This is a genomic window from Acinetobacter sp. GW821-FHT09D10, assembly GCF_059416285.1.
The window spans coordinates 1,054,465-1,067,321 of record NZ_JBWKOW010000001.1 but is presented as its reverse complement, the minus strand read 5'-3'; the positions used below and the strand labels follow the sequence as shown (position 1 = coordinate 1,067,321).

The 12,857-nt window shown below is 38.1% G+C and carries 12 protein-coding genes; 7 read left to right on the top strand and 5 right to left on the bottom strand.

The annotated features are described in order from the left end of the window. Positions 1-174: 174 nt before the first annotated feature. Positions 175-795, top strand: a complete 621-nt coding sequence (locus AC07M3_RS05030) for a TetR/AcrR family transcriptional regulator (RefSeq protein ID WP_092707837.1) — start codon at positions 175-177, stop codon at positions 793-795. Positions 796-872: 77 nt separating this feature from the next. On the opposite strand, the gene AC07M3_RS05025 is transcribed toward AC07M3_RS05030, so the two are convergent. Beyond that, positions 873-1,595, bottom strand: coding sequence for a pirin family protein (locus AC07M3_RS05025; RefSeq protein WP_209830327.1), 723 nt, complete (start codon positions 1,593-1,595; stop codon positions 873-875). 572 nt (positions 1,596-2,167) lie between these two features. Between AC07M3_RS05025 and AC07M3_RS05020 the strand changes: the two genes are divergently transcribed. The 3 genes from AC07M3_RS05020 (at position 2,168) to AC07M3_RS05010 (ending at position 5,151) form a co-directional block, all read left to right on the top strand. Next, on the top strand, positions 2,168-2,395 hold the full coding sequence (locus tag AC07M3_RS05020) for a hypothetical protein (RefSeq protein WP_494566705.1): 228 nt from the start codon (positions 2,168-2,170) through the stop codon (positions 2,393-2,395). A 321-nt stretch (positions 2,396-2,716) separates the two neighbouring features. After that, positions 2,717-4,036, top strand: coding sequence for an NCS2 family permease (locus AC07M3_RS05015; RefSeq protein ID WP_003652707.1), 1,320 nt, complete (start codon positions 2,717-2,719; stop codon positions 4,034-4,036). Positions 4,037-4,152: 116 nt separating this feature from the next. Next, positions 4,153-5,151: an adenosine deaminase gene (locus AC07M3_RS05010; RefSeq protein WP_494566704.1), complete on the top strand. Its 999-nt coding sequence runs from the start codon at positions 4,153-4,155 to the stop codon at positions 5,149-5,151. Between the two features lie 42 nt (positions 5,152-5,193). Here AC07M3_RS05010 and AC07M3_RS05005 read toward each other — a convergent pair whose 3' ends face one another. Then, the gene (locus AC07M3_RS05005) at positions 5,194-5,751 is read right to left on the bottom strand and encodes a cytochrome b (protein WP_045434304.1); all 558 of its coding nucleotides are present in this window, start codon (positions 5,749-5,751) and stop codon (positions 5,194-5,196) included. Positions 5,752-5,989: 238 nt separating this feature from the next. Here AC07M3_RS05005 and AC07M3_RS05000 point away from each other — a divergent pair, with 238 nt between their 5' ends. Together AC07M3_RS05000 and rnhB are read left to right on the top strand one after the other, a co-directional pair. Continuing rightward, positions 5,990-6,379: a hypothetical protein gene (locus AC07M3_RS05000; RefSeq protein WP_494566914.1), complete on the top strand. Its 390-nt coding sequence runs from the start codon at positions 5,990-5,992 to the stop codon at positions 6,377-6,379. Between the two features lie 70 nt (positions 6,380-6,449). Beyond that, positions 6,450-7,016, top strand: a complete 567-nt coding sequence (rnhB, locus tag AC07M3_RS04995; RefSeq protein WP_004641996.1) for a ribonuclease HII — start codon at positions 6,450-6,452, stop codon at positions 7,014-7,016. Positions 7,017-7,083: 67 nt separating this feature from the next. On the opposite strand, the gene csrA is transcribed toward rnhB, so the two are convergent. From csrA to alaS, 3 genes are all read right to left on the bottom strand, one after another. Further along, entirely contained in the window at positions 7,084-7,338 is a 255-nt protein-coding gene (gene csrA, locus AC07M3_RS04990) for a carbon storage regulator CsrA (RefSeq protein ID WP_003652701.1), read from the bottom strand. 245 nt (positions 7,339-7,583) lie between these two features. Further along, positions 7,584-8,864, bottom strand: coding sequence for an aspartate kinase (locus AC07M3_RS04985; RefSeq protein WP_003652700.1), 1,281 nt, complete (start codon positions 8,862-8,864; stop codon positions 7,584-7,586). Positions 8,865-8,929: 65 nt separating this feature from the next. Beyond that, a complete protein-coding gene (gene alaS / locus AC07M3_RS04980) occupies positions 8,930-11,566 on the bottom strand; it encodes an alanine--tRNA ligase (RefSeq protein WP_494566913.1) in 2,637 nt (878 codons plus the stop codon). Positions 11,567-11,836: 270 nt separating this feature from the next. Between alaS and AC07M3_RS04975 the strand changes: the two genes are divergently transcribed. Further along, positions 11,837-12,856, top strand: coding sequence for a type I glyceraldehyde-3-phosphate dehydrogenase (locus AC07M3_RS04975; protein WP_056478705.1), 1,020 nt, complete (start codon positions 11,837-11,839; stop codon positions 12,854-12,856). Position 12,857 lies beyond the last annotated feature (1 nt).

The window sequence follows — 12,857 nt, the reverse complement described above, 5'->3', positions numbered from 1 at the left end:
TTTTAATTAGGGTCGTTAGAGCAAATATAAGAATGTTTCGATATCCTTAATTGCATCTATTTGGGAAGCTTTTTTTGATCAAGTTTGACAACTATTCGGATTTTGTTTTTTTATTTCTACCGAGTCTGATTACATGCTAATCTGACTTTATGTTCGGATTATTGATTAGATCGTATGACCACGCGTAAACCTCGTCAAACTCGAGCCAAAGTTACTGTCGATACTATCATTGAAGCGGGTTTTATTGCAGTGGCGCTTCATGGACCAAGTGGCACCACAACACGTCATATTGCAGAAATTGCAGGGGTGAGTGTCGGATCTTTATACGAATATTTTAAAAATAAAGAAGAAATTTACGATGCGATGAATCACTATTTTGTTCGAGAAATTCTGGACATGATTACGGAACTTGCGCCAACTATTTTACAGCTGGAGTTAGAACCAGTCATTGAAATGATTTTTTATACTTTTAGTGATTTATTAAAGAAAAATAATGACCGTTATTTAACTGTTTTACGTTATGCAGGCGAGTTACAGTACGATAAATACATTCCAAAAATTGAGCAGGCTTTAGTGGAAGTCATCATGAAATATATGATGCATAATCCTAAATATTTAAAAATTAACAACGTCGCTGTGATTACGTATATTTGTATTAATAGTGGGATTTTTAATGTGGCTCGACATCTTATTTTGCCAAACCCTTATATCAGTTTTGATGAAATGGTGCAGGGGTTAACCACTATGATCATGAGCTATATCAATGCAGAGATGTCGCGCTCAGAAGAGCATTGATCACAGTCAGACTTTTTCAATTTGTATAAACGCTAAAAAAGCCCTCACATAAAGTTTTATGTGAGGGCTTAGCTTCATTATGGCATGGTTGGAACTTCTTCCGGACGCATATCAAAAATCAGAATTTCAGCATGATCACCATTGGTAAACGATAAGTTTCCACCATCACGGATACGTGCTGCATCGCCTGTGTTAAAGGTTTTACCATTTACATCAACGCGACCTTTGGCAACATGAAGGTAAACATATCGACCATCAGGAATCGTAAATTCGGCAGTTTCTTCACCATCAAAAAGACCTGAGTAAATATTAATGTCTTGTTTGATGGATAAAGTTTTTTCACCGCCTTTTGGTGAAATAATCAAATGCAATTTACCGCGTTTGTCTTCTTCATCAATATGAATTTGTTGATAACCTGGATCTGTATTTACTTCACTTGGAACGACCCAAATTTGTAAAAAATGTACGCCTTCTTGCGCAGAATGGTTAAATTCACTATGAGCCACTCCACGACCTGCACTCATTAACTGAATGTCGCCAGGTACAATCACAGAACCTGTACCCATCGAGTCTTTATGCTCTAATGCACCTTCAAGTACATAGGAAATAATTTCCATATTATTGTGAGGGTGAGTACCAAAGCCTTTAGACGGAGCAACATTATCATCATTAATTACAAGTAGATCTGAAAAACCGACTTGTTTCGGGTCCCAATAGTTAGCAAATGAAAAGCTATGTTTTGATTGTAACCAGCCGTGATGTGCTGCGCCACGTTCATGAGATAAACGCATATCAAACATGATCTACTCTCCTAATTTAATTTTTTCTCTGAGTGCAGTTTATCGTAGCGATTATTGTAATAAATCTCTAAAAATGGAAAGCTTGGTACGATTTATAGAACGATGAAATAGAAAGCTATTTCTTAAATAAGAAAAAGGACTCTTTTAGTTAAAATTGGAATTTTACTTTTAAAGCTAAAGATGAAAAAGGGAAATGGCTAGCTAACCAAACAATTTTAAAGATAACAATTGAAAGAAAAATCGATCTTTTTATCTTATTCAGTAGATAGAAAATTTAGAGATTTTTCATGCGATATACACATTTGTCTATAGTGTATATTTAAATGAACTTAATAATGGAAATGACTAAAAAGCTAATATTAAAAATAATTAAACACAGACTGTTTTAAAATAAAGTTACTTTTCAATGGAAATGTTTTGTATTTATCAATCATTGTAAGGATAAATTTAAAATCACCTTTTTTATCAATTATTTGGATGAATGTGTGTTATTGTAAATAAATGTGAAAATATTCACAAAGCTATATTTTTTTGTTAAGATCATTAACATTAAAAACATAGAGATAATAATAATGATCAATAAAGTATTAATCATGTTGTGTGTAAGTATTGTCTTTGTATTAGGGTATTGGGCTTATTTAGATACCCAAAATAAAAGACATCAGGAATTGATGCGAATCATTCAAGAAGCAGAACAAAATTTACAAAGTATCGAACGCAATCCTAATCATGCTCATCACAGCAATTTGGCTTCTTATAATTTGCAAGGATATATAAGCGAGAAAAAAATTATTTTCTAATAATATCGCGCTTTAAATTTCTGATTTTTTGCATCGTCATTGGTCATATCTTTTCATAAATTTTGATCATGTTTCGGTTGAATCTGTTAAACTTATTGAACGTATAGTAAAAAAGCTGCATAGGGGTTATGCAGCTTTTTTGTGTTTCAAGAGGGGCTGTGGTTATTTCCTATGGATGAACTAGAAATCAAATGAGTGGCATATTTGTTGCTTCTTAAATTTGAGATTCTTGTTGATAGGCCTGAACAGAAAAACAATATTGTTCAGCGACCTACATAGAAGTAAATATTCCACAGTTCAGATTTTGCATAGAGGCTACTTATGGCGGCGCCCAATTCTTCGGCAGGCTGGTTAGAGCGTTTATTTAAGTTAAGCGACAATAAAACCACTTTCCGGACTGAAGTTCTTGCTGGTGTAACTACATTTCTAACGATGTGTTACATCATTATTGTCAATCCACTCATTTTATCTGAAACCGGCATGGATCATGGCGCCGTATTTGTTGCGACCTGTTTGGCAGCAGCAATCGGCTGTTTAGTGATGGGGATCATTGCTAATTATCCAATCGCACTGGCCCCTGGTATGGGTTTAAATGCTTATTTTACCTATTCAGTTTGTATGGGTATGGGCGTGCCATGGCAAACAGCTTTAGCTGCTGTTTTTGTTTCAGGTCTTGTCTTCCTTGCAATTAGCTTCTTTAAAATTCGTGAAGCGATTGTAAATGCTATTCCAATGTCGCTGAAGTTTGCGATTGGTGGTGGTATTGGCTTATTCCTTGCACTTATTGCTTTAAAAAATGCTGGCATCATTGTTGATAATCAAGCGACATTAGTTGGCTTGGGTGATATCAAACAACCTACAGTATTATTAGCGTTATTTGGATTTTTAATGATTGTGGTTTTACACCAATTAAAAATCCGTGGCGCAATCATTATTAGTATTTTGGTTGTTACAGCAATTGCGACTGCCTTAGGTCTAAACGAATTTAAGGGCGTAGTTGGTCAAATTCCTTCAATTGCACCAACCTTTATGCAAATGGACTTTAAAGGTCTATTTACTGCAAGTATGGTTGGCGTAATCTTCGTATTCTTTATTGTCGACTTGTTTGATAGTACGGGTACTTTGGTTGGCGTTTCACACCGTGCTGGTCTTTTGCAAGATGGTAAATTACCTCGTTTGAAAAAAGCATTATTTGCAGACTCTACTGCAATTGTTGCTGGTGCCGCATTAGGTACATCTTCAACTACGCCATATATTGAGTCAGCTTCAGGGGTGGCAGCAGGTGGACGTACTGGTTTAACTGCTGTTGTCGTTGCAGTCTTATTTATTTGCTGTTTATTTTTAGCACCTCTTGCTCAATCTGTACCAGGTTTTGCAACAGCACCAGCTTTATTGTTCATTGGTGTGTTGATGATTCAAGGGATCACTCACATTGACTGGGATGATATTACAGAAGCTGTTCCAGCCTTTTTAACTATTGTATTTATGCCATTTACCTATTCAATTGCTGATGGTATTGCAATGGGCTTTATCAGCTATGCATTAGTTAAATTATTCACAGGTAAGGCAAAAACTGTACCGTACATGGTATGGATTATTGCTGCACTTTGGGTATTTAAATTTATCGCATTTGGCGGTTAATATGATTTTTTATAATTTTCTTCTTGAGCTGTCTTAGTCATAGTTTTTAATAAGAAGAAAATTATAGAAGGGTGTGATTTTTACCACACCCTTTTTTCTTTAGACGTGGAGTTAATATGAATCAAGTCGAGCTGATTCGCGCCTTACCAAAAGCCGAATTGCATGTACATATTGAAGGGACTTTTGAACCTGAATTAATGTTTGCAATTGCCCAGCGCAATCAGATTCAGATTCCTTACAAATCTGTTGAAGAAGTAAAGCAAGCTTATAACTTTCATAATCTTCAATCATTTTTAGATATTTACTATGCTGGTGCGAATGTTCTTGTACATGAACAAGACTTTTATGATCTAGCATGGGCTTATTTTGAGAAATGTGCAGAAGATCGTGTGGTTCACACAGAAATGTTCTTCGACCCGCAAACCCACACTGATCGTGGCGTTGCTTTCTCAACAGTGATTAACGGTTTAAAACGTGCTTGTACTGATGCCAAAGCTAAGTTTGGTATCAGCTCTCAGCTTATTATGTGTTTCTTACGCCATTTAAGCGAAGAGGCAGCTTTTGAGACCTTGGAGCAGGCTTTACCATTTAAGCAAGACATTATTGCTGTAGGGCTTGATTCAAGTGAAGTGGGGCACCCACCAGCTAAATTTGAACGTGTTTTTGCTAAGGCACGTGAAGAGGGCTTCTTAATCGTTGCTCACGCAGGTGAAGAAGGCCCACCTGAATATGTATGGGAAGCTTTAGACTTGCTCAAAGTGAACCGTATTGACCATGGTGTACGTTCTGAAGAAGACAAACAATTAATGGCACGTTTAATTAACGAAAAAATGCCTTTAACTGTTTGTCCTTTAAGCAACCTAAAGCTATGTGTTGTAAAGGATATGAAAGATCATAATATCCGTCGTTTGCTACAAAAAGACGTACACGTGACTGTAAATTCAGATGATCCATCATATTTCGGTGGATATATGAATGATAACTTCTTTGCAATTCAGCAAGCTTTAGATCTAACAAATGATGAGTTGAAAAAACTCGCAATCAACTCTTTTGAAGCCTCTTTCATCTCAGATGAAGAGAAACAGAAGTGGATTGCAGAAATCCAAAAAATCTAAATAAAAAAACCGCCTAAGATAGGCGGTTTTTTATATGTGCAATTACTTAGGTTGTTTGGTCATACTATTTAAAATATTGTCTTTATCAACAAAGTGATGTTTCAAAGCTGCAAGTACATGCCCAACAATAAGAAAGCCTGCAAACCAAGAAATATAAATATGTAATGGTTTAACAACAGCTAAAAGCTCTGGGTTATCTTGTACTAAACGCGGAATTTCAAATAAATATAAAACAGGGGCAGGGTGGCCAGCACTCCAGCTAAATAAACAACCAGTGACAGGTAACGCCACCAAAATCACATAAAGGAATAGATGACCAATATGTGCCAATGTTTTCATGGTTGGTGACATCGTATCTGGTAATTTTGGAGCTGGATGTGTATAGCGCCATAAAATCCGGATAATCACCAAAAAGATAATGGTTGTCGCAATATTCTTGTGCAACGTAATGACATCGCCTTTAAAGCTGCCATCAACGTCATAACTTAAAAAATTTCCACTATAGAAGCCAATAGCCCATGCTGCGATGAAAATGATTGCCATCACCCAATGCAGGACTTGTGCGGTACGGGTGTAATACTGAGATGAAACAGCAGGCATAAAAGACCCTATTTTTTTGTCGTTTTGATTTTTAATTTTATGGGAAAGCGCTGATTTTGAGAAATGTTTTAAATGTAACAGAGCGTGCTAAAAACAGAACGTTTAAGAAAAAATGCATTTGATGAGCTGAGTTTTGCAGGGGAGAATAGTTTGCATAAATGCATCAAATTATTTGTTTCTTATAAAGTTGAGTTTAGGCACAATACGCGCTGCCAACGTTCAATCAAAGGAAAAAATGATGAAAAAATTGATGCTCGCTCTAGCGCCAGTTGCTTTAGCTTTAACAGCGTGTGCAACGACTACAGGTACGGGTACGGGCGCTACTTCTGCACAAACTACAACTCAACAGTTGGGTGTTGCTGCATTAAAAGTTGCTGTAAATGCAAAATGTATTACAGAAATTAATAATGTTTCGGCTTGGAAAACAGCAACAAAGCTTATGACTGCTGAGCAACGTGACAGCATTCAAACCAATGTTTGTGGTTGTGTGAGCGAAAAGGCACCAAATAGTGTGACAGCAGTAGAATTGGCTGCGGCTGCATTTGATGTAAATGCACGTGCTACAATTGTAAACCAAGTGGTTTCAAAAACTGTAAATGAGTGTGTGGCAGAAGCTTTACAAAAGTAATTAATGATTTTTGTATTAAAGAAGGCTGATTACTATTGATCAGCCTCTTTTGTTTAAAGGTAGAGAGTTGATGTTTATTGCTGGTGTAGATGAGGCGGGACGAGGACCTTTGGTGGGTTCTGTTGTGGCAGCGGCTGTTATTTTAGATCCGAATAATCCAATTGTGGGATTAAATGATTCTAAAAAATTAACTGAAAAGAAACGTGAAAAGTTGTTTATTGAAATACAAGAAAAAGCCTTAGCTTGGTCAATTGCAGAAGCAACGCACGGTGAAATTGATGAATTAAATATTTTACAAGCGACTTTTTTGGCTATGCAACGTGCAGTTGATGGTTTGAAAACTCAACCACAAAAAGTGATTGTAGATGGTAATCAAATTCCAAAAGGAATCATTATTCCTTGTGAAGCTATTGTTGGGGGAGATGCGAGTCATGCTGAGATCAGTGCAGCGAGTATTCTGGCAAAAGTTACGCGTGATCGACAAATGCAAGAATTAGATCAACAATATCCATTATTTGGTTTTGCCAAACATAAAGGATATCCAACTAAAGCGCATTTTGAAGCGATTGCAGCGCATGGTGTAATTGATCAGCACCGCCGTAGTTACGCACCTGTTAAACGTGCTCTAGGCCTATAAATACAACTTCCTAAAAAATTTAAAGCGACTATAAAGTCGCTTTAATTAGGGAGAGAATAACTTCATGTTAACGATTGAAGTTTTTCTGTGCAAAATTATCATCTTCAAAAGAAACTTGATAATCTTGATCAAGATGTTGAAGGTGTTCATGCATTGCACGTTCATGTTGAATACGTTGATAAATTTCTTCGCGATGAACAGAAACCTCTTTTGGTGCATTCACACCAATACGAACCTGATTTCCTTTGACGCCAAGCACAGTAACACTGACTTGATCCCCAATCATTAATGTTTCCCCGACACGGCGGGTCAGAATCAGCATGTTTATCTCCTTGCTAAACGCTTAAAACTGCAATATTGGTACCCAAATAAAAGCTCAACCTCAGTTTTCAGTCAGATTCTAACAGAAATATGAGAACAAAGTCATATTTTGATAATCACTGCCAAAAAACTTTCCGTTTAATATAACAGAGCCGCTATAAAAAAAACTATAGCGGCTCTGTGTTTTCTTTAATTATTGTCGGACAAGTAAACATTTTTTAATGAATAATTGACCGTTTGGTAAAATTAAGCGCGGGCGCTGCTTTCACCATGTTCACGATCTAAACCAAAAGCGGTGTGTAGACAACGAACAGCAAGTTCCAAGTATTTCTCATCAATAATGACAGAAACTTTAATTTCAGATGTTGAAATCATAAGGATATTAATACCTTCGTCAGCAAGGGCAGTGAACATCTTGCTCGCTACACCTGCATGTGAACGCATACCTACGCCAACAATAGACACTTTAACGATGTCATCACGTGTTGAAACTTCACGTGCACCAATATTTTTGGCAGTTTCGTTTAAGATTTTTTCAGCTTTAGCTAAATCAACACGGTTTACAGTGAAAGTGAAATCTGTTGTGCCATCTTCTTCAACATTTTGCACTATCATATCGACTTCGATATTGGCATCACTTACTGGTGATAAAATTTTAGAAGCAATACCTGGTTCATCAGGTACACCTAAAATCGTTAATTTTGCTTCGTCACGGTTAAAAGCAATACCTGCAATAATTGGCTGTTCCATATTATCTTCCGCCTCAGTAGTAATGAGTGTACCTACATTTTCTTTAAATTCATCGTCAAACACGCCGTCGTTATCATTATCAAAACTTGATAATACACGCAAAGGAACTTGATATTTTCCGGCAAATTCTACTGAGCGAATTTGTAAAACTTTTGAACCTAATGAAGCCATTTCTAGCATTTCTTCAAAAGAAATACGGTCGATTTTTTTGGCTTTAGGAGCAACACGAGGGTCAGTGGTGTAAACGCCATCTACATCAGTGTAAATTTGGCATTCATCTGCTTTTAGAGCAGCAGCAAGAGCAACACCAGAAGTATCTGAACCGCCACGGCCTAGAGTTGTGATATTTCCATTTGCATCAAAGCCTTGGAAACCAGCAACAACGATAACACGCCCTGCATCAAGATCATTGGTCATGACATCTGTATCAATAGACTCAATACGCGCCTTGGTAAATGCACTGTCAGTTTTAATACCGACTTGACGTCCGGTATAGGATTTAGCTTCCACACCAATCGAATTAAGTGCCATAGCTAACATGGAAATCGTCACCTGTTCACCGGTTGAAACCATTTGGTCTAACTCGCGTGGGTCAGGTGTTTCGGTAATGGCTTTAGCGAGAGCAAGTAAGCGGTTTGTTTCACCACTCATAGCAGATACGACCACAACAACCTTGTGACCGTGATCATGCCAACGCTTCACACGACGAGCAACATTTAAAATGCGCTCGGGGGTACCCATAGAAGTACCGCCATATTTTTGAACGATTAGTGCCATAGTTTTTCCATATAAGCCATGACCCTGAGAGGCTTTTCAGGGTCAGTTACACAAAAAGTGAAGTCTTATTTTTGTTCAAGCCATGCAGGTAATGCAGCAATAACTTGTCCAAACTTCTCGTTAAGTGGCGCGCCACCTTGTGCTAAGTCAGGTTTACCACCACCTTTACCACCTAACTCGGTTGCTAGATGCTTGATGATGTCACCTGCTTTTAGATTTGCAGTGTATTGTGATGCAACTGAAGCAAGCAGGCTAACTTTGTCACCCTCTACGCCAGCTAACACAATGACTGCATTCTCTAATTTTGATTTAACACTGTCGTGCAAGTTGCGAAGTGATTTCGCATCTACACCTTGAACAGTGGTAATAAGCGTTTGACGACCAGCAATCGTTTGTACCTGATCAATCAATTCTGACGCTTGGAAGTTTGCCAATTTCTGATTGAGCTGTTCAATCTGCTTTTGTAATGTAGAAACAAGTTCTACATTGGCTTGTACACGCTCAACAGTTTGATCTTTCTGTGCTTTTAATAAACTATTAATGTGCTGGATATCTGAATCGGTTTTTTGTACCACATCTAAAGCTTTAGTACCTGTAACTGCTTCAATACGACGTACACCAGCAGCCACACCACCTTCAGAAGTGATCTTAAATAAACCAATATCGCCTGTACGCTTAACGTGAATACCACCACAAAGTTCGATTGAGAAGTTTTTCTCATCAATCACTGAACCCATAGCAAGAACACGAACTTCGTTACCGTATTTTTCACCGAACAACATCATTGCGCCTTTGGCTTTTGCCGCTTCGATGTCAAGTAGTTCAGTGGTTACTGCGGTATTTGCAATAATTTCTGCATTTACCAAACGCTCAACCTGTTGTAACTGCTCAAAAGTTACCGGTTGGTCATTAGCAAAGTCAAAACGTAAGATATCACTTGCAACTAACGAACCTTTTTGTTGTACGTGTGATCCTAAAATTTGACGAAGAGCAGCATGTAATAGGTGAGTTGCCGAGTGGTTACGAGCTGTTGCCTCACGAATATCAGCTTTAACAATCGCTTCAACGTTTTGATCAGCTTTAAGATTACCAACGGTCACAATACCTTGATGAACAAAGGCACCGCCTGATTTTTTCGTATCTTGAACTTCAAAAATACCAGTTTCATTTTTGAAGATACCTGTATCACCAATCTGACCACCACTTTCTGCATAGAAAGGAGTTTGGTTTAAAACGATAAGTGCTTCGTCGCCTTCAGAAACTTCATCAACTTGTACGCCGTCTTTATAGATCGCTACAATTTGGCCTTGACCAGTGGTGTTGATGTAACCGTCAAATTGGGTTTCGCCTTCAACTTGTACAATGCTGTTGTAATCAACTGCGAATTTACCAGCATCACGAGCACGTTGACGCTGTGCAGCCATTTCTACTTCAAAGCCAGCTTCGTCAATAATAAAGTCACGTTCACGTGCAATATCAGCTGTTAAGTCTGTTGGGAAGCCGTAAGTGTCGTAAAGTTTAAATACAGTCGCACCAGGAATCGTCTTATCTTTTAATTGAGCAAGCTCGCCTTCAAGTAGCTTTAAGCCTTGCTCGAGTGTTTTCGCAAACTGTTCTTCTTCACGAATTAAAGTTGCTTCAATCACATCTTTACGCGCTACAAGTTCTGGATATGCATCACCCATAACTTCAATTAAAGGTTGTAACATTTTGTAGAAGAACGTACCAGTTGCACCAAGTTTATTACCGTGACGCACAGCGCGGCGGATAATACGGCGTAGTACATAACCGCGGCCTTCGTTGCTGGGGTTTACACCATCAGCAATTAAGAAACAGCATGAACGAGCATGGTCTGCAACTACACGTAAAGAAGGCTGACCTTCGTCTTCGATACCAATAATGTTTGCAGCAGCTTTTAATAAGTGTTGGAACAAGTCAATGTCGTAGTTTGAATTAACATGTTGCAATACAGCAGAGATACGCTCTAAGCCCATACCTGTATCAACAGATGGAGCAGGGAGAGGGTGGAGTACGCCATCAGCAGTTCGGTTGAACTGCATGAAAACGTTGTTCCAGATTTCAATGAAACGGTCGCCATCTTCTTCAGGTGTGCCTGGTAAACCACCCCAAATATGATCACCGTGGTCAAAGAAAATTTCAGAACAAGGACCACATGGACCTGTGTCACCCATTGCCCAGAAGTTATCAGATGCGTATTTTTCGCCTTTATTATCACCAATACGGATAATACGTTCAGGCGCTAAACCAATTTCTTTATTCCAGATGTCATAAGCTTCATCATCGGTGTGATAAACGGTCGCATATAAACGGTCTTTAGGGAGAGCTAACCATTCATCGCTAGTCAAAAATTCCCAAGCGAATTTAAGTGCATCACGTTTGAAATAATCACCAAATGAGAAATTGCCTAACATTTCAAAGAATGTATGGTGACGAGCAGTGTAACCAACGTTATCTAAGTCATTGTGTTTACCACCAGCACGTACACATTTTTGTGATGTAGTTGCACGTACATAGTCACGTTTTTCAAGACCTAAGAAGCAGTCTTTAAACTGGTTCATCCCAGCATTTGTAAATAATAAAGTTGGGTCGTTGGCAGGAACAAGAGAACTCGACGCGACACGTGTATGCCCTTGCGTCTCAAAGTAGCGCAAAAATGCTTCACGAATTTCAGCAGATGTCATTAAACGAGTACTCACAACCAAGTCACTCCATATTTTCGAATTTGGCTAAATGTATCAATGCCTGTTTGTTTTATGTCAAACCTGAGCATTTGATACGGGGCTTATTTTTTAAAAACGCTAAATTGTAGCGGAAAAACCCCACCGAACCAACGATTTTAAAAGGAATATCTTACAAAACTGTGATTTGGCTAAAAATCTATATTCAATTGGGCGTGACGTGCTTTACTATATGCCTTCTTTAGCCTTTAGTTTTGTAGATAAGGATAGGTCATGCAACGTATCGCCATTAATGGGTTTGGGCGGATTGGACGTAATGTTTTACGTGCTTGGTTCGAGAGCTCAAAACAATTTCAATTTGAAATCGTGGCGATTAACGATATAGCAGATGTACAAACACTCGTACATTTATTTAAATATGATTCCACACATGGCCGTTTTAATGGAAATGTGGAAATATTTATTGAAAATGAAAAAGTTTTTTTGAACATTCAATCAAATCAAAGAACGCTAAAAGTTGAAGTTTTAAAACAGGAAAAACCTGAGCTTTTGCCATGGTCTAGTTTAGATATTGATGTCGTACTTGAGTGTACCGGACTGTTCCGTTCCCACGCTGATGCAACCCGCCATCTACAAGCTGGAGCAAAAAGGGTAATTATTGGTGCAGCACCTTTTGACCATGTCGATGCAGCAATTGTCTATGGTGTTAACCATGCAGATGTGAAAGCGACTGATCAGATCATATCAAGTGTGTCATGTACTACGCAGGCATTAGTACCCTTAGTTAAAATCATTGATGATGCGTTTGGAATTGAAACAGCGCTCATGACAGAAATTCATGCTGTTACAGCAGACCAGTCTGTACTTGATCACGCGCATCGTGATTTACGTCGTGCCAGAGCTTCTGGGCAAAATATTATACCAACTACGTCTAGTGCATTAGGTGCATTAAAACGGGTTATGCCTAAAATGGAAGATCGTATAGACGGTTATTCAATTCGGGTGCCGACTATTAATGTGGCTGCAATTGACTTAACTTTTATCGCTCAATCGCCAATTACTGTTCATCATATTAATGAAGTATTGATTAAAGCTTCTCAAACAGATTATGCAGAAATTATGGCTGTTACTGATGAACCATTAGTTTCAAGTGATTTCAACCATTCTCCTTATTCACTCATCGTTGATTTAACCCAGACAATGGTAGTGGGGCATCAAGCTAAAGTATTTGCTTGGTACGATAATGAATGGGGATATGCAAATCGATTATTAGATTTGTGTGATTCTTTCTAAA

What these genes read in the sequence shown, in the direction of transcription:
- alaS (WP_494566913.1), bottom strand. Translation starts at nt 11,566, where the DNA reads ATGACATCTGCTGAAATTCGTGAAGCATTTTTGCGCTACTTTGAGACG.
- AC07M3_RS04975 (WP_056478705.1), top strand. Translation starts at nt 11,837, where the DNA reads ATGCAACGTATCGCCATTAATGGGTTTGGGCGGATTGGACGTAATGTT.
- AC07M3_RS04985 (WP_003652700.1), bottom strand. Translation starts at nt 8,864, where the DNA reads ATGGCACTAATCGTTCAAAAATATGGCGGTACTTCTATGGGTACCCCC.
- AC07M3_RS05025 (WP_209830327.1), bottom strand. Translation starts at nt 1,595, where the DNA reads ATGTTTGATATGCGTTTATCTCATGAACGTGGCGCAGCACATCACGGC.
- AC07M3_RS05020 (WP_494566705.1), top strand. Translation starts at nt 2,168, where the DNA reads ATGATCAATAAAGTATTAATCATGTTGTGTGTAAGTATTGTCTTTGTA.
- AC07M3_RS05010 (WP_494566704.1), top strand. Translation starts at nt 4,153, where the DNA reads ATGAATCAAGTCGAGCTGATTCGCGCCTTACCAAAAGCCGAATTGCAT.
- rnhB (WP_004641996.1), top strand. Translation starts at nt 6,450, where the DNA reads ATGTTTATTGCTGGTGTAGATGAGGCGGGACGAGGACCTTTGGTGGGT.
- csrA (WP_003652701.1), bottom strand. Translation starts at nt 7,338, where the DNA reads ATGCTGATTCTGACCCGCCGTGTCGGGGAAACATTAATGATTGGGGAT.
- AC07M3_RS05000 (WP_494566914.1), top strand. Translation starts at nt 5,990, where the DNA reads ATGAAAAAATTGATGCTCGCTCTAGCGCCAGTTGCTTTAGCTTTAACA.
- AC07M3_RS05030 (WP_092707837.1), top strand. Translation starts at nt 175, where the DNA reads ATGACCACGCGTAAACCTCGTCAAACTCGAGCCAAAGTTACTGTCGAT.
- AC07M3_RS05015 (WP_003652707.1), top strand. Translation starts at nt 2,717, where the DNA reads ATGGCGGCGCCCAATTCTTCGGCAGGCTGGTTAGAGCGTTTATTTAAG.
- AC07M3_RS05005 (WP_045434304.1), bottom strand. Translation starts at nt 5,751, where the DNA reads ATGCCTGCTGTTTCATCTCAGTATTACACCCGTACCGCACAAGTCCTG.